Consider the following 15502-nt stretch of genomic DNA (forward strand, 5'->3'; position numbering starts at 1 on the left):
ATGCCCTCGCAAACAGCCCGTAAAAACCGCAAATTGGCGTTGTTCATTTGTATTCAGTCCCTATTTAAGGCAGGAATGGTAATAGATTAGGGATAAGAGCGCTTAGGCTCCGCCCCGAATGTCGCAAAACAGGTATTTATCGTGATTTTTGAAATCATTATCCTCGCTATGATCGCAGCCTTCTTGGGTCTGCGTCTTTATTCTGTGCTGGGCCGCCGTGCCGAGCATGAAGAGGAATCAATTCCCAACCGCTTCGATCCGGCGCAGCCACCGCCGCCAGCAGCGGTGCCGCAGCGCAATTCTGCACCCAATGCAGAATCGCAGTTTGACGGTATGCCCGATGTGATCCCCGCGGTAGAGCGCGGCGTTCGCGATATTGCGGCGGCGGATAGCCGGTTCGACATCACCGGCTTTCTTGAAGGCGCAAAGGGCGCTTACGGAATGGTTCTTGAAGCGTTCTGGAAAGGCGACCGTGAGACTCTGAAAGAGCTGTGCGACGATGATGTCTATGAAAGTTTCGACAGTGCGATCACTGCGCGCGAAGAAGCTGGTGAACGGCTCGACAACCGTTTGATCCGGATCGAGGAAGCGGTAATCGACCGCGCTTCGCTCGACGGAACAATGGCCCGCGTCGCTGTGCGTTTTGTTGCCGATATCGCAGCGGTCACGTATGACAAAGATGGCACTATGATCGCCGGTTCGCTCGATGATGCGGTTGAAAGCCGCGACATCTGGACCTTCATGCGCGATGTGAATTCCTCCGATCCGAACTGGCTGCTCGACGAAACCGACGAAGGCTGATCACGCCATGCAGTCACTGCCACGGGCCATTATAGCGTTCGGCTCTTTGGCTCTACTGGCAGCATGCGGAAGACTTGTTCCGGAAAGTACGCCGGATCCGATTGATATTACCAGCGCACGGCTCGCTGGTGTAAAGTCTGGTCCGGCAGTGAGTAGCTTTGGTTTGGGCATGAACGATGCCGAGGCTGGCCTACGGTCTTTCATAGAATCTTGCCCGGCTTTGCTTCGGCGCGAGGACAGGACTGGATTGACCCGGCCGAGCGATTGGCAGCCGGCATGTGATGCTGCGCCGGCCGCGACTGGCAGTGCGACGAATTTCTTCCAGACCTATTTCGAAACAGCGCGGATTGGTTCGGGCGAGGCTTTCGCAACGGGCTATTTCGAGCCCGAAATCCGCGGGTGCCGTACGCGCAAGCCGGGCTGTGAGGTGCCAGTTTATGCGTTGCCCGACGATCTGATCCGCAAATGGCCGGACAGCACGCCAGAGGCCGACCGCACCGGACGTCCACCACTCGGCCGGATCGATGATAATGGTGACTTTGTCCAATATTACGACCGCACCGCAATTGAAGAAGGCGCACTGGAAGGGCGCGGGTTGGAGATTGCCTATGCTGCTGATCCGGTGGAAATGTTCTTCTTGCAGATACAGGGCTCCGGGCGGCTACAACTGGACGATGGGTCTGTCATGCGGATAGGCTATGCCGGTCAGAACGGGCGCGGTTATACCGGTATCGGAGGCGTAATGCGCGAGCGAGGCCTGCTCGGCGAGGGGCCGGGGCAATATGCCGGTTCAATGCAGGGCATTATGCAATATATCCGCGAGAATCCTGAAGACGGCAAAGAACTGATGCGGCTCAACAAGAGTTGGATTTTCTTCCGCGAGCTGACCGGGGATGGTCCGCTCGGCTCGATCGGCGTGCCTGTGCGGCGCGAGAGTTCGGTCGCGGTCGATCCGCGCTTCGTACCTTACGGAGCGCCCGTATGGCTGGATCTGGACCGCGATGTTGCTGACGGATTGTGGATTGCGCAGGATACCGGCGGTGCAATCAAAGGGGCGAACCGTTTCGATACCTTCTGGGGGGCTGGCGAAGATGCGCGCATTATTGCCGGCGGGATGAGCGGGCGCGGAACAGCCTATATTCTGCTGCCCAAAGGCACCGTCAAACGTCTCAATAGCAAGTGAGATTGCCGCGCGGCCTGACTGCCGAGGAAGAAGCGGCTTGGGCGCATCTGGCATCCTCGGTTACCCCGCTTAATCCTCCCCGTTTCGGGGAGGGGGACCATGCGAAGCATGGTGGAGGGGCAAGGTCAGGCCTCCCGAGAAAAGCCAACGAAACTCCGCACGTTTCCCCGCGGCATGAATCGAATCCGTCAGAGTCTCAAAGTCGGCGGGTGCCTCTCCACCAGCCCCTCCACCAGCCTGCGGCTGGTCCCCCTCCCCCTCGAGCGGGAGGAAAGCGGAGTTTCGCGCATCGCAGCCTAGACTCCCATTGGGACAAGAAGCTGAAAGCGGGCAGTATCGCCCCGGACTACACGCTCGATCTGCACGATCACTTCGTCGACGCCGCCTATGAGCGGCTTGATCGCGGGATGCGGCAGGCGAGAGCGATGGAGGCAAGGCTGGTGCTCGTCATCACTGGCAGGCCGCGTCCGGTCGAGGCCGCAGACCGGGCCAACAAACGCGGTGTGATCCGCGCCAAAATCCTCGATTGGCTCGCGGCAGGGGATCACGCAGATTCCATCGCTGCTGTCCGCAAAGCCCACCGCAAACACGGCGGAGAGGGCGCGCTCTATATTGTGCTGCGGCGGAACCGGTAGCTAGCGGGCGGTCAACCGCATTGCGCGCGGTGGAGCATTTTGTGATCGGCCAGCACCAGTGCCATCATCGCTTCGACCACCGGCGTTCCGCGAATGCCGACGCAAGGGTCGTGGCGGCCCTTTGTGCGGATTTCGGTGTTATTGCCATCGCGGTCGATTGTGTCGACGGGAGTCAGGATTGAACTGGTCGGCTTGAAGGCGACGCGGCACACAACGGGTTGCCCGGTCGAGATGCCGCCCGAGATACCGCCCGCATGATTGGCTTCGAATTCGGGACCATTGTCGCCGGCGCGCATGGGATCGGCGTTTTGCTCGCCCGATAGTTTGGCCACGCCGAAACCGTCACCAATTTCCACGCCTTTGACTGCATTGATACTCATCATCCCGCCTGCGAGGTCCGCATCCAGCTTGGCATAGACGGGTGCGCCCCAGCCCGCGGGGACACTCTCAGCCACGCATTCGACCACCGCGCCGAGCGATGATCCGGCCTTGCGCGCATCGTCGACGAGTTTTTCCCAGCGCTTCGCCGCCGCGGCATCGGGACAAAAGAACGGATTGTTGCCAATCTCGGCAAAATCCATCGCCGAGCGGTCGATTTCATCGTCGCCGATCTGGCTGACATAGGCGGTGATTTTCACGTCGGGCAGGATCAGTCGCGCCACCGCACCCGCTGCAACGCGCGCCGCCGTTTCGCGGGCCGAGCTACGCCCGCCGCCGCGATAATCGCGGAAACCGTATTTCGCATCATAGGCGTAGTCTGCATGGCCCGGGCGATAGGCTTTCGCGACTTCGGAATAGTCTTTGCTGCGCTGATCGACATTCTCGATCATCAGGCTGATCGGGGTGCCGGTGGTCTGTCCCTCGAACACGCCCGAAAGGATTTTGACCTGGTCAGGCTCTTTGCGCTGCGTGGTAAATTTCGACTGGCCGGGTTTGCGCGCATCCATAAATGGCTGGATATCGCTTTCGCTCAGCGCCAATCCCGGCGGGCAACCGTCGAGCACCGCGCCCAGCGCGGGTCCGTGGCTTTCGCCCCAAGTCGTGAAGCGCAAAACGCGTCCAAAAGTGTTCCAGCTCATGCTGAAGCTTTGGCGAATCTTTGCGGGCATGTCCAATCGTTGAGAGTGTAGGAATTATTGGTTCGCGCAAAGGCGCCAAGGCGCGAAGATTGATTTCCCCGCGGCCAAGCCGTTTCCCATTTCCAACCTTGAGAGTGGCGGGTCAGTTTGCGTCTTGTGTGCGGCTACGCCGCGTTCGCGATCTCCTCGCGCCTTAGCGCCTTTGCGCGAACCGTAACCGCCCGGCACTTTCCTACACCCACCAAAATTGCGAAAAGCACCGCATGACTTTTTGCGGCAGATCAAGCACTTCAACAACCAGCACTAGCCCACACGCTGTGACGAATATTTCCAATCCAGACCCTGTTCCACATGTTCCAAGCATTCAGGCTTGGGGATGGAAGGCTGAACGATGCGGTTACCGCTGGCCAAATGATTCGCGGCAGGGCAGGAACAGAACGCGCTCAAATAGCGAAACGGTAGCGCAGAAAGTAACGTATGATTGCTAAGCTAAAAGGCCTGCTCGACGAAACCGGCACCGACTGGGCAGTGCTCGACGTTCACGGCGTCGGCTATCTGGTCCACTGCTCGGCCAAGACGCTGGCTGCCATGGGCGAAGTGGGCGAGGCGCGTACGATCTACACCGATCTGCAAGTCAGCGAGAACGATATGCGCTTGCTTGGCTTTGCCGAGGCATCGGAGCGGGACTGGTTCCGCTTGCTGACACAGGTGCAGGGCGTGGGCAGCAAAGTTGCGCTGGCGATCCTGTCGGCGCTTTCGACCGCAGAGGTCCAAACCGCCTGCGCCAATGGCGACGCTGCCATGGTCGCGCGCGCCAATGGCGTGGGGCCGAAGCTGGCCGGGCGGATCGTCAACGAGCTGAAAGACAAGGCCGGTGCGCTTCCTGTCGAAATGAGCGGAGACAGTGTCACAAGTGTCAACACCCGGGTGAGTAAAGCAAGTGCCGATGCGCTGAGCGCGCTGGAGAATCTCGGCTTCAAACCTCTGGTTGCGTCGCGCGCCGTGGCCGCTGCACAAGACGAATTGGGCGACGGCGCAAGCGAAAGCGATCTGATCCGGGTGGCGCTGAAAAAGGCGGCGGGATGATGGCAGCGCTCGGTCCATTGCGCTGGTCAATTATCACGGTTTATTCGCTAGGCTGTGCTCTTCTCCTCATCGCTACGGGTAGTATCGACGAGGTTTTCGGCGTGTTCTTCGGTCTCGTGGTTTGTGTTTGGATGATTGCTCCGATTGCCATGCTCGCTTTGAAGCGAGAGGGTGGCGCACTAACGGCGATTGGCGCAGTATTGTTGGGAGCAGTTGGCTTTTATATGTATTGGCGCGCGTTCTATGGACCAGACGTCGATGCGTTGTCAGGCTTAGCCTATGTGATCTTGCCCATTTATCAGTGCGTTGCTGCCGCAGGTGTTGTCCTGCTTGCTCATTTGATAAAAAAGAGTTCGTGAAGGAGGCGCGCGTAATGCGATACGTTATATTGGTCTTGGCAATGCTGGTTGCGGTTCCGGCTGCGGCGCAGGATTTGAGCAATTTCAAGACCGGCCCGGTGTTTGAAGATTTCGGGCCGCATGCGCCGATTGAGGGGATTGAGAATGTCCCTGCCGATACCGAATTTTCGGTCGCATTCGATGTGGCGAACCCGGCGGAAGAAGGCGCCCAAACTAAAGGCCGCAATCGCGGGTTTGAAAGCGCGGCGCGGTTCATCAATATGCATGTCGCCGCGGGCGTCGATCCGGACAATATCCGCATTGCGGTGGTGGTCCATGGCAAGGCGTCGATGGACTTGCTGAGCGATGCAGCATGGGCAGAAAAGGGCAAGGGGGATACTAACCCGTCCTCGTCCATGATCCGCGCAATGCTCGATCACGGTGTGCGCTTTATCCTCTGCGGCCAGAGCGGCGCGGCTTACGGGATCGAGCAAGCTGATCTGATCCCCGGCGTGGAAACCGCGCTATCAGCTATGACCGCGCATGCGCTGCTGCAACAGCGCGGCTATACGGTGAACCCGTTTTGAATAACCGTGCACGATCTTTGCAAATCGTCATCCTGAACTCGTTTCAGGACCCATTTGGCGGGTCGCGCGGGGTAATCGGTTCAAAGCCTAACCCCGGTCCCAGATCGTGCCAATCGGGGTTTTCGCTTTGAATCAAATTGATCTTCCATTGCCGATGCCAACGCTTCAACTGCTTTTCGCGAGAGATAGCCATTTGCATGTCATCAAACATTTCAAACCTCATAAGTTGCTTCACTCCGTAGCGACTGACGAAGCCGGATGCTGCCCCGTCTCGATGCTGGCCAAGGCGGGTAATCAGATCGGAAGTGACCCCAATATAGAGGGTGCCGTGCGGCTGGCTCGCCAGAATGTAGACGCAGGGCTGTTTGTCAAATTGCATACAGCGGAGATTGGCGAAAAATGGGTGCTGAAACAAGTTCAGCATGACAGTATAGGGCGCTTGTGACCGATAATTCCGACCTCTCCCCTGAGCGCCAGCCCGAGGATCAAGACGCAGCCCTGCGTCCAAAATCGCTGACCGAATTTATCGGGCAGGAGGCGGCGCGGGATAATTTGCGGGTGTTCGTCGAGGCCGCGAAATCGCGCGGTGAGGCGATGGATCATGTGCTGTTTTTTGGCCCTCCTGGCCTCGGCAAAACCACGCTGGCGCAGATCGTGGCCAAGGAATTGGGCGTCGGCTTTCGCGCCACATCGGGCCCGGTCATTGGCAAAGCGGGTGATCTGGCGGCGCTGCTGACCAATCTCGAAGAAGGCGATGTCCTGTTTATCGACGAGATTCACCGGCTTAATCCGGTGGTCGAGGAAGTGCTCTATCCGGCGATGGAGGACCGCGCGCTCGATCTGATTATCGGCGAAGGCCCGTCTGCGCGCAGCGTGCGGATTGATTTGCCGCCGTTTACGCTGGTTGGTGCGACCACGCGGCAGGGCTTACTAACCACGCCACTGCGCGACCGGTTCGGTATTCCGGTGCGGCTCAATTTCTATACCGAGGAGGAGCTTGAGCGCGTCGTCAAACGCGGCGCCAAGCTGCTCGACATGGCCATTGAGCCTGCGGGCGCGCGCGAGATTGCGCGCCGCGCGAGGGGCACTCCGCGCGTTGCCGGGCGTCTGATGCGTAGAGTCCGCGACTTTGCGCATGTCGCTGGTGATGGTGTGGTTTCGGCGAAGATTGCCGATGAAGCGCTCACCCGTTTGGAAGTCGATCGGTTGGGTCTGGATGCGATGGATCGGCGCTATCTAATGATGATTGCAGACATCTACAAAGGCGGTCCGGTCGGCGTTGAAACGCTTGCTGCCGGCCTCGCCGAACCGCGCGATACGATAGAGGAAGTGGTCGAGCCTTTCCTCATTCAGCTAGGTTTGGTTGCACGTACGGCACGCGGCCGCTGCCTCAATGATTTGGCCTGGAAGCATCTCGATATGGAGGCGCCCCCCAACTCCGGTAACCCTGCGAATCACGGCAAAAGTGATTCGGGGCCGGAGACGTCGCAAACGGGCTTGTTCGATGGAGAAAGTTAACAGTGCGGTAGGGTTTGGCACGATTTCGGTTCCATTGTGGGACAAGTCGCGGAATCGCGCCGTTCATCGCTCGGAAATTTTCCGAATCGGCGGTTTTTCATGGTTAATTTGATTGCCGGTTAAGGGGTCCAGGCGCTTGTTGTTGTGCGAGGGAATTGAATGGAGGCAGACCCGCTGCTCTCCAAACATCCCGAGAGTAACAAGAGAGTTTGCCCATGTCGGTAAAAATGGCCCTAGCGAAATTGTCTGCGACAGCAGCAGGCGGCGCGCTGTTAGCAGGTGGTGCGGTGCACGTCGCCGAAACCCCGGTTACGGATAACCCGACTTACAAATCGGTTAAGTCGCAGCCGCGCTCGGTCAAAGCGAAGCCCGTACGCTATATTAAAGAGCGTCCGACAACGCGCAAGCGCATCGTGCGCACCGAACCTCGCAAGCGCCGGATCGTGCGCCGCGAAGTCGAGTGCCAGCCGGTTGGCGGCATTGCTCATGGCGGCATCGTCGACGGTGCCTATACAGGAGGTGCCTATGCGGGCGGCACTGCCTACGTAGACGGACAAGTCGACGGCTGTGCGCCTGCCTATCAAATGGCTCTGGCAGCAATTCCGGCTCCTTATGCACCCCCGCCGCAGCCTCCTTTCCAAGGCGGTAGCAGCGGCGGCGTAACCGTAATCGGCGGAAGCGGCGGTTTTGGCGGCGGCTTCGGCGGCGGCTTCTTTGGCGGCTTCTTCGGTGGCGGCGGTAGCTCGGGCGGCAGCGTTGTCGTCAGCTCGACCACAACCACATCGGGCGGTATCAGCAGCGGTGGTAGCGGCGGCACATCGACCTCTACTTCGGGTGGCTCGACATCGACTTCGGGCGGTAATGGCACATCGGGCAGCTCCAGCGGTATCGTGATCGATATCGATATCGACAACACTAGCGGCGGCACCTCGACCTCGACCGGCGGTGTCACCAGCACCACGGGCGGCAGTACGACTGGCGGCATCAGCAGCACTTCGGGCAATGTCTCTTCGACATCAAGCTCGGGCGGCAGCAGCACGACCACTGGCGGTGTCAGCACCTCGACTGGCGGCGTTTCGACATCAACCGGCGGAATCAGCAGCACTAGCTCCTCCGGCAATGTCTCGTCCTCGACCGGCGGTGTATCCAGCTCTTCGGGCAATGTGTCCTCATCGACTGGCGGTGTATCCAGCTCCTCGGGTAACGTCTCCAGCTCTTCGGGTAACGTCTCCAGTTCGTCGGGTAATGTGTCGAGTTCTAGCGGTAACGTGTCGAGTTCTTCAGGCAACGTTTCCAGCTCAAGCGGCAACAACGCCTCATCGTCGAGCAGCAGTTCGTCCAGCTCCAGTTCCTCGTCGTCCTCTAGCTCTAGCTCGTCTTCGTCGGGCGGTAGCAACGGCGGCACCAACGGGGGCAACACTTCGGGCGGCCATCCCGGGACCACTACCGGCGGCACCAATGGCGGATCAACCGGTTCGAGCTCTAGCAGCTCTTCATCGTCAAGCAGTTCCAGCTCCTCAAGCTCGGGCGGAACCACCGGCGGCGCAACATCGAGCGGTTCTTCGTCGAGCAGTTCTTCCTCGTCGTCGAGCTCCAGCTCTTCCTCTTCGGGCGGTGCAACCAGCTCGGGCAACATGACCAGCTCGACCAGCAGCTCTTCGGGTAGCTCGTCATCAAGCAGCAGCTCTAGCTCATCGTCGTCAAGCAGTTCGTCTTCGTCCAGCTCTTCGACTACGGGCGGAACTCCGGTTCCAGCACCTCCGATGATGATCCTATTCGGGTTGGCTACTGCAGCAGTCCTCGGACGCAAGAAGTTCAAACTCACGAAAGCGGCCTAACCGCCGCTTCGGAACTCCAGACTAAGGGGCGGCTCCCAGCTTGAAAGAGCGACGGAGCTGCCCTTTTTCTATGTACCGGATGTTTGTTCTGGTTTTTCGGCACTGACCCAATCGAGTTCTGATGTTGGGATCACATCGGCCAGCTCCCACACATTGGTGTAGCCATATCCGTGCAGATTGATGAATGTCGGGATGTTTAGTGCCAGCGGTGCGCGCTTGCTGACGATTGGTCGGATGTTGTCGCTGAAGTTGTTGTTGCAATAAATGAAAATTGGGCGGGTTTGATCTGCGCCCAGAACGTTGGCCAGCTTCTCATCCGTGAAGTCGGAGAATGGCAGGTTGATGGCGCCTGCGATGTGACCTTCAGCGAAAGCTGCAGCGGATCGTGTGTCAAGCAAGATAGCTCGTTCGGCCTGCGATCGTTCGGTAAACTCTTTGAGCGGTAGCCTGTGTGCCTCACGCACCTCGGCCAGCTCGATCGTCAGTTTGACGAACGCATTATAATCGATTTGCGGGTCAGCCAGTTGCGCGACCACCGGTGTTGCGGAGATAATGGTTGCAACAATTGCCAAAGTTAGAGTGCGCATCGTGTTCTCCCATCAAAAGGAGAAGCTGCTCCGGCCTCACTGTATCCGCACTGAACGTCAATTATTCGGCTTCAGCCGGTTCAGGTATCGTCAGCAATCCAGCTTCCTGCCAAGCAAGGATACCACCTTCCAAGTGGCGGATCTTAACTTGGTGGTGGTCGGCGAGAATTGTCGCAGCACGACCAGATCTGCCACTTGAACGGCAATATAAGATCGTCTCGCGTTCAGCCTCCATCGGGATCGTCGCCGGGTCAAAGGTTTGCAGCGGCGCGTTGAGCGCGCCGTGCAATCTGGCCTCACCGAACTCGGCGGGCGTGCGAACATCGATAAGCACAACCTTGTTCTGCTCAATCAAATTAGCGAGCTCTGCCGGGCTGATGAAAGCGACCTCGGCCTCGCCCACCTCGCCTGCAACGGTTTTCGGCACCAGCGCATCACTGGCGTAGCCGCAACCCGACAGAACAAGCGTAGCAGCGATGATCGATGCCCGTATTTGCATGCTAAGCAGCCAGTTTGCGGAGCACGTAATGGAGAATGCCGCCATTGCGGTAATATTCCATCTCGTTCGCAGTATCGATCCGGCATTGTGCGGTAAAAGTGAACTCGCTGCCATCGGCGCGAGTCACAGCGACTTCGACATCCTGACCAGGAGTCAGATCCGCAAGGCCGAGGATGCTGAAGCTGTCATCGCCAGTCAAACCCAAAGTCTCGCGCGTATCGCCGTCTTTGAATTGCAGCGGCAGCACGCCCATGCCGACCAGGTTCGAGCGGTGAATACGCTCGAAGCTCTCAACGATCACGGCGCGAACGCCAAGAAGAATGGTACCTTTCGCAGCCCAGTCGCGGCTTGATCCGGTACCATATTCCTTACCGCCGACAACGATCAGCGGTGTGCCGTCTGCCTTGTGCTTCATCGCGGCATCGTAAATCGCCATCTGCTCGCCATTATACGTGGTGTAGCCACCCTCGACGCCGGGGACCATTTCGTTCTTGATGCGGATATTGGCGAACGTGCCGCGCATCATAACTTCGTGGTTACCGCGGCGCGATCCGTAGGAATTGAAGTCTGCCTTGGCGACCTGATTGCTCATCAAATATTCGCCAGCAGGGCTGTCTTCCTTGATCGCACCGGCAGGTGAGATGTGGTCGGTGGTGACCGAGTCGCCCAGAACAGCCAGCGGCTTGGCGCCATTGATATCGGTGATCGGGGCAGGAGTCATATCCATGCCTTCGAAATAGGGCGGGTTGGCAACATACGTGCTGCCTGGACGCCATTGATAGGTGTCCGAACCATCGACATTGATCGCCTGCCAATGCTCGTCACCCTTATACACGTCGGCATAGCGGGTTTCGAACATTTCGCGGTCGATCGAACTTGCACGCAGTTCAGCGATTTCGAGATTGCTGGGCCAAATATCTTTCAAGAATACGTCGTTGCCGTCCTGATCCTGACCTAGCGGGGTATCGACCATATCGGTGGTGACAGTGCCGCGCAAAGCATAGGCAACAACCAGCGGCGGCGAAGCGAGGAAGTTTGCTTGAACGTCCGGCGAGACGCGGCCTTCGAAGTTGCGGTTGCCCGACAGCACCGAAGCCGCAACAATGTTGTTGCCATTGATGGCCTTGCTGATCGGAGGTGCCAGCGGGCCGGAGTTTCCGATGCAGGTTGTGCAACCATAGCCGACCAGATCAAAACCCAGCGCATCAAGATCATCCTGCAGACCGGCTTTCTCGAGATAGTCGGTGACCACCTGTGATCCCGGTGCGAGGCTGGTCTTGACCCATGGCTTTGGCGCGAGGCCTTTTGCGCGCGCCTTACGCGCAACCAGACCGGCAGCGATCAGAACATCGGGATTCGATGTGTTGGTGCAGCTGGTAATCGCAGCGATAACAACGTCGCCATCGCCGATGTCGTGGTCTTTGCCGTCAACGTCAACGCGTTCTGCAGCGTCTTTCTTGAAGATCTTCTTGAGGTCGCCATTGAACAGCTCGTCGACATTGGGCAACGTGACCTTGTCTTGTGGACGCTTGGGGCCTGCGAGCGATGGGACAACGCCTGCCATATCGAGGCTGAGCGTTTTGGTGAAGACAGGCTCATTCGCCGGATCGAACCACATGCCTTGCTCTTTGGCATAGGCTTCGATCAGCGCAATTTGCTCTTCATCGCGGCCTGTTAGGCGCATATATTCGATGGTTTTGTCATCGATGCCGAAGAACCCGCATGTCGCGCCGTATTCGGGTGCCATATTGGCGATGGTCGCACGGTCGGCGAGGCTCAAATTAGCAACGCCGGGGCCGTAAAACTCTACGAAACTGCCGACAACGCCAACTTCGCGCAGCATTTGCACGCAGGTCAGCACGAGGTCAGTCGCGGTAACGCCTTCGGCCAGTGCGCCCTCGAGCTTGAAGCCGCAGACTTGCGGGACCAGCATCGAAACGGGCTGGCCAAGCATCGCTGCTTCGGCTTCAATCCCGCCAACGCCCCAGCCAAGTACGCCTAGGCCGTTGATCATGGTGGTGTGGCTGTCTGTGCCGACGCAAGTGTCTGGATACGCAACCATCATGCCGTCTGGACCAGCGGAGGACCACACGCCTTGGCCGATATGTTCAAGGTTCACCTGATGGCAAATGCCCGTGCCCGGAGGAACAGCTTTGAAATTGTCGAGGCTTTTCGCGCCCCATTTCAGGAAGTCGTAGCGCTCTGCATTGCGCTGATATTCCATTTCCACATTGTGCTCGAACGCTTTGGGATGGCCGAATTCATCGACCATTACCGAGTGGTCAATCACCAGGTGCACAGGGACCTGCGGGTTAATCTTCTGCGTATCACCGCCCAGCTTGCCGATCGCATCGCGCATCGCGGCAAGGTCAACCACGCAAGGAACGCCGGTGAAGTCTTGCAGCAGCACGCGCGCGGGGCGGTACTGGATCTCGCTTCCAGTCTTGGGGTCTTTTTGCCAGTCGGCGAGACCCTGAATATCGTCGGTCGAAACGGTGAACCCGCCATCTTCGAAACGCAGCAGGTTCTCCAGCAGGACTTTCATCGAGAACGGCAGCTTGCTGACATCACCGATTTTCTCCGCCGCTTTGGCGAGAGAGTAATAGGCGTATTCCTTGCCGCCTACAGTGAGAGTGCTGCGTGTGCCGAGTGTGTCCTTACCGACCTGCGTCATCCGGGTGTTTCCTTTCGAGTGTGAGGTTCGCTCAGCAACCCCGCGGTGAACGTGGGTGGCGGCGAACGAATATCTGTCGCGGCACCTGCTCTTTCAGGCCGCTTTGGTCAAGACTTCGCACTTGCAAAATCGGCCAAATCGCGCCGGAAAGGCTGAATTCCTTACTCAATCAAGCCGCTAGAGCGCGCTTTGTTCCGTTTGTGGTAGTTTGGGGCGTTGCTTTGCCGCTATCCAGCAGCCGATGACGATCAGGATCGTCCCTGCAATCGCCGTGATGGTGATGGTCTCTTTGAAGAACAGCCAGCCGAAGAGTGCGGCCCACAGGAAGCCGGAATATTCCATCGGGACCAATGCCTGCGTTTCTGCACGGGCATAAGCCCATGTTATCGCGAACGAACCGAGCAGAGTCAGGATTGCAGCTGCCGCAAGATCACCCATCACATGGAGTTCAGGCGTCGCAAAGAACCATGGCGCAAACACTGCAAGGACCAGCCCAGCGACACCGCTATGGAAGGTTGTGGCTTCCAACGGAGTCGAGACCTGCGCTTGTCGGCGGATTACGATGAAATTGTAAGCGTAAAGCAGCGCTGAAAACAGGATCGCTGCCAGGCCTTTCAGCGTTTCTGTGTCGTAATCGGCGGCACCCAGCCTTCCGCTGATGATGATCATAGTTCCGATCAGGCCCAGAAAAGATGCGATGATAGCTTTTCGCTGGATGCTCTCTCCCAGCAGGATTGCGGCCAGGTACAACGCAATCAGCGGCGCTATGAAAGATATCGCGATAGCTTCTGCAATGGGCAGCTTGGTGATTGCATAGAAAAAGCTCAGCGCCATGAAGCCTGACACAGTCCCGCGCAGGACGTGCAATTTGAGCACATGCCTCTCTGGCCAAGTGGGGCGCGTGCCCAGCCACACCGGCGCGATCAATCCAGCCGCTATGGTCGAGCGCAGCAGTGCAGCGCTGTAAGCACCGGCTGCCAATGCGGCGCTTTTCATGAACGCATCCATCAGCGACAAAAACCCGACACCCAATAAGGCTGCAATGAAGGGCAGGATCGCGTGCTGCTTGGGCATGATGCCGCGCATAGGCGCTGTGTGGCGCGGCGTCACCACTTTGCTGCGATTCAGCATCCAGTAAGCCACCATGGTTGATGAAGCGTCGATAGTGGGGCAAAATCGAATCGCGCGAAGGGTGCGATCCGGTCCGAAATTCGGAACAATCGCCCCTGGATAGAATTATGACTGTATGCACAGTCGACAATGATGGGACGCGACGTGACGACACAGAAGACTATCCGGATTTCCTTGTTGAGTGCCTTGGGTGCTGGTGCATATTTGGTGCCTGCAGGCCTTTCGGCACAGTCCGCCGGTCCCGAAAACCTGATTCCGGAGCCGACAGAAATCGTCGGCCAGCCGGTTGAAGTTGGAACTGATGCAGTTGCCGCAACTCCCGTCGAGCAGGCCATTGATGCAATGGCCGAGCCCGATCTTCCAGAAGTGCAGGTCTGGAGCATCGAAAACGCCCGCGCTCTCGCCGCGATTATCGAAGGTATCGGTGAAGAAGGCCTCTATCCGGAAGATTACAATCTTTCCGGCCTGCGCCAAGCGATTGCGATTGGACCCGATGGCGCGCTGAACGATGTTGCGCGCAAGAGCTTCCAGTTCCTGGTTGAAGATCTGCGCGACGGGCGCACACCGATGCAGGGCCGCAAGCAGTGGTTTGTGCTTGATCCCGATGTTGATCGCTATCCGACTGACAAGTTGATGGCTGATGCCGTCGCAACCGGCGATATCGCGGGCGTTCTAGCACGTATCATGCCCGAGCATCCCGACTATTTTCGCTTGAAGGACGAGCTGGCCAATACGCCGGAAACTGACGCCAAGCGGCGTAAGCTGATCATTGCCAATATGGATCGCTGGCGCTGGCTGGCGCGTGATCTGGGCAGCCAATATTTGATGACCAATGTGCCGGAGTACCAACTGCGCCTCACGGTCAACGACAAGATTATCCGGACCTACCGCACAGTGGTCGGAAAGCCCGGCCGGACTGCCACGCCGCAGATTGCCGAAAGCGTTGAGGGTGTAATTTTCAACCCGACCTGGACTGTGCCGCAATCGATTGTGAAAGGCGAGGGCCTCGGCGCGCGCGTGCTCGGCAATCCGGCATGGGCGCGGGCCAAAGGTTATAAGGCAACGAAACATGCCAATGGCTGGGTCAATGTTGTTCAGCAGCCGGGGCCTACGAACTCACTTGGCCTGATGAAGCTCGATATGCCCAATCGCCACGCGATTTTCTTCCATGACACACCGTCGCGCCACCTGTTCAAAAATGCGCGTCGCGCGCTAAGCCACGGATGTATCCGCACAGAACGCGCGACTGAGCTCGCAATTACATTGGCTATCCTGCAAGGCGGACTGACCGGTGATGAAGCGGCGGCGGTGTTGAAGACCGGTAAATATACCAAAATCCCCTTCGGAAAGACGATGCCAGCCTACATTACCTATTTCACCATGGCGCAGGATATCAACGGCGAGCTGCGGACGTTTCAGGACATCTACGGCCGCGACAAAGCGGTGCTCGACAGCTTCGAGCAACCACGCGTCCCGAACCGCAGCCGCGTTACCGGTGAGCAGGTTATTCCCATCGAGAACGATCCACGCGATATTGTTTGAGTTC

General features: G+C 58.3%; 15 protein-coding genes. 8 read left to right on the forward strand and 7 right to left on the reverse strand.

What is annotated here, in order from left to right:
• Positions 1-141 precede the first annotated feature (141 nt).
• The 3 genes from GRI35_RS03775 (at position 142) to GRI35_RS13800 (ending at position 2619) form a co-directional block, all read left to right on the forward strand.
• Complete coding sequence (locus GRI35_RS03775) at positions 142-801, forward strand: Tim44/TimA family putative adaptor protein (protein WP_160612941.1); 660 nt, start codon at positions 142-144, stop codon at positions 799-801.
• Positions 802-808: 7 nt separating this feature from the next.
• Positions 809-1984, forward strand: coding sequence for a murein transglycosylase A (gene mltA / locus GRI35_RS03780; RefSeq protein WP_160612942.1), 1176 nt, complete (start codon positions 809-811; stop codon positions 1982-1984).
• Positions 1985-2193: 209 nt separating this feature from the next.
• A complete protein-coding gene (locus GRI35_RS13800; RefSeq protein ID WP_290258946.1) occupies positions 2194-2619 on the forward strand; it encodes a Smr/MutS family protein in 426 nt (141 codons plus the stop codon).
• Between the two features lie 11 nt (positions 2620-2630).
• On the opposite strand, the gene aroC is transcribed toward GRI35_RS13800, so the two are convergent.
• The gene (gene aroC / locus GRI35_RS03790) at positions 2631-3698 is read right to left on the reverse strand and encodes a chorismate synthase (protein WP_160612944.1); all 1068 of its coding nucleotides are present in this window, start codon (positions 3696-3698) and stop codon (positions 2631-2633) included.
• A 477-nt stretch (positions 3699-4175) separates the two neighbouring features.
• Between aroC and ruvA the strand changes: the two genes are divergently transcribed.
• The 3 genes from ruvA to GRI35_RS03805 are packed head-to-tail and all read left to right on the forward strand — an operon-like array spanning position 4176 to position 5709.
• Positions 4176-4784 (forward strand): Holliday junction branch migration protein RuvA, encoded by a 609-nt coding sequence (gene ruvA / locus GRI35_RS03795; protein WP_160612945.1) that lies wholly within the window; start codon positions 4176-4178, stop codon positions 4782-4784.
• Complete coding sequence (locus tag GRI35_RS03800) at positions 4781-5143, forward strand: hypothetical protein (protein WP_160612946.1); 363 nt, start codon at positions 4781-4783, stop codon at positions 5141-5143. The genes ruvA and GRI35_RS03800 overlap by 4 nt, the downstream gene beginning before the upstream one ends.
• Before the next feature lie 14 nt (positions 5144-5157).
• On the forward strand, positions 5158-5709 hold the full coding sequence (locus GRI35_RS03805) for a DsrE family protein (protein ID WP_160612947.1): 552 nt from the start codon (positions 5158-5160) through the stop codon (positions 5707-5709).
• Between the two features lie 43 nt (positions 5710-5752).
• Here the strand turns inward: GRI35_RS03805 and GRI35_RS03810 are convergent, their stop codons facing one another.
• A complete protein-coding gene (locus GRI35_RS03810) occupies positions 5753-6088 on the reverse strand; it encodes a GIY-YIG nuclease family protein (protein ID WP_160612948.1) in 336 nt (111 codons plus the stop codon).
• A gap of 62 nt (positions 6089-6150) precedes the next feature.
• On the opposite strand from GRI35_RS03810, the gene ruvB reads away from it, so the two are divergent.
• On the forward strand, positions 6151-7227 hold the full coding sequence (gene ruvB / locus GRI35_RS03815) for a Holliday junction branch migration DNA helicase RuvB (RefSeq protein ID WP_160612949.1): 1077 nt from the start codon (positions 6151-6153) through the stop codon (positions 7225-7227).
• Between the two features lie 610 nt (positions 7228-7837).
• On the opposite strand, the gene GRI35_RS13680 is transcribed toward ruvB, so the two are convergent.
• The 5 genes from GRI35_RS13680 to GRI35_RS03845 all read right to left on the reverse strand — a co-directional run bounded on the left by GRI35_RS13680 (position 7838) and on the right by GRI35_RS03845 (position 13971).
• Entirely contained in the window at positions 7838-9052 is a 1215-nt protein-coding gene (locus tag GRI35_RS13680; RefSeq protein ID WP_202390500.1) for a hypothetical protein, read from the reverse strand.
• An 81-nt stretch (positions 9053-9133) separates the two neighbouring features.
• Complete coding sequence (locus tag GRI35_RS03830) at positions 9134-9652, reverse strand: rhodanese-like domain-containing protein (RefSeq protein ID WP_160612950.1); 519 nt, start codon at positions 9650-9652, stop codon at positions 9134-9136.
• 61 nt (positions 9653-9713) lie between these two features.
• Positions 9714-10151, reverse strand: coding sequence for a rhodanese-like domain-containing protein (locus GRI35_RS03835; protein WP_160612951.1), 438 nt, complete (start codon positions 10149-10151; stop codon positions 9714-9716).
• A 1-nt stretch (position 10152) separates the two neighbouring features.
• Positions 10153-12825: an aconitate hydratase AcnA gene (gene acnA, locus GRI35_RS03840; protein WP_160612952.1), complete on the reverse strand. Its 2673-nt coding sequence runs from the start codon at positions 12823-12825 to the stop codon at positions 10153-10155.
• Positions 12826-13002: 177 nt separating this feature from the next.
• Positions 13003-13971: a DMT family transporter gene (locus GRI35_RS03845; protein WP_235900126.1), complete on the reverse strand. Its 969-nt coding sequence runs from the start codon at positions 13969-13971 to the stop codon at positions 13003-13005.
• Positions 13972-14085: 114 nt separating this feature from the next.
• On the opposite strand from GRI35_RS03845, the gene GRI35_RS03850 reads away from it, so the two are divergent.
• A complete protein-coding gene (locus tag GRI35_RS03850) occupies positions 14086-15498 on the forward strand; it encodes a L,D-transpeptidase family protein (RefSeq protein WP_235900127.1) in 1413 nt (470 codons plus the stop codon).
• Positions 15499-15502 lie beyond the last annotated feature (4 nt).

The organism is Pontixanthobacter aestiaquae (assembly GCF_009827455.1).
GTDB lineage: Bacteria > Pseudomonadota > Alphaproteobacteria > Sphingomonadales > Sphingomonadaceae > Pontixanthobacter > Pontixanthobacter aestiaquae.

What these genes read in the sequence shown, in the direction of transcription:
- GRI35_RS03800 (WP_160612946.1), top strand. Translation starts at nt 4,781, where the DNA reads ATGATGGCAGCGCTCGGTCCATTGCGCTGGTCAATTATCACGGTTTAT.
- GRI35_RS03810 (WP_160612948.1), bottom strand. Translation starts at nt 6,088, where the DNA reads ATGCAATTTGACAAACAGCCCTGCGTCTACATTCTGGCGAGCCAGCCG.
- GRI35_RS03830 (WP_160612950.1), bottom strand. Translation starts at nt 9,652, where the DNA reads ATGCGCACTCTAACTTTGGCAATTGTTGCAACCATTATCTCCGCAACA.
- GRI35_RS03850 (WP_235900127.1), top strand. Translation starts at nt 14,086, where the DNA reads ATGATGGGACGCGACGTGACGACACAGAAGACTATCCGGATTTCCTTG.
- ruvA (WP_160612945.1), top strand. Translation starts at nt 4,176, where the DNA reads ATGATTGCTAAGCTAAAAGGCCTGCTCGACGAAACCGGCACCGACTGG.
- mltA (WP_160612942.1), top strand. Translation starts at nt 809, where the DNA reads ATGCAGTCACTGCCACGGGCCATTATAGCGTTCGGCTCTTTGGCTCTA.
- GRI35_RS03805 (WP_160612947.1), top strand. Translation starts at nt 5,158, where the DNA reads ATGCGATACGTTATATTGGTCTTGGCAATGCTGGTTGCGGTTCCGGCT.
- GRI35_RS03835 (WP_160612951.1), bottom strand. Translation starts at nt 10,151, where the DNA reads ATGCAAATACGGGCATCGATCATCGCTGCTACGCTTGTTCTGTCGGGT.
- GRI35_RS03845 (WP_235900126.1), bottom strand. Translation starts at nt 13,971, where the DNA reads ATGGTGGCTTACTGGATGCTGAATCGCAGCAAAGTGGTGACGCCGCGC.
- aroC (WP_160612944.1), bottom strand. Translation starts at nt 3,698, where the DNA reads ATGAGCTGGAACACTTTTGGACGCGTTTTGCGCTTCACGACTTGGGGC.
- acnA (WP_160612952.1), bottom strand. Translation starts at nt 12,825, where the DNA reads ATGACGCAGGTCGGTAAGGACACACTCGGCACACGCAGCACTCTCACT.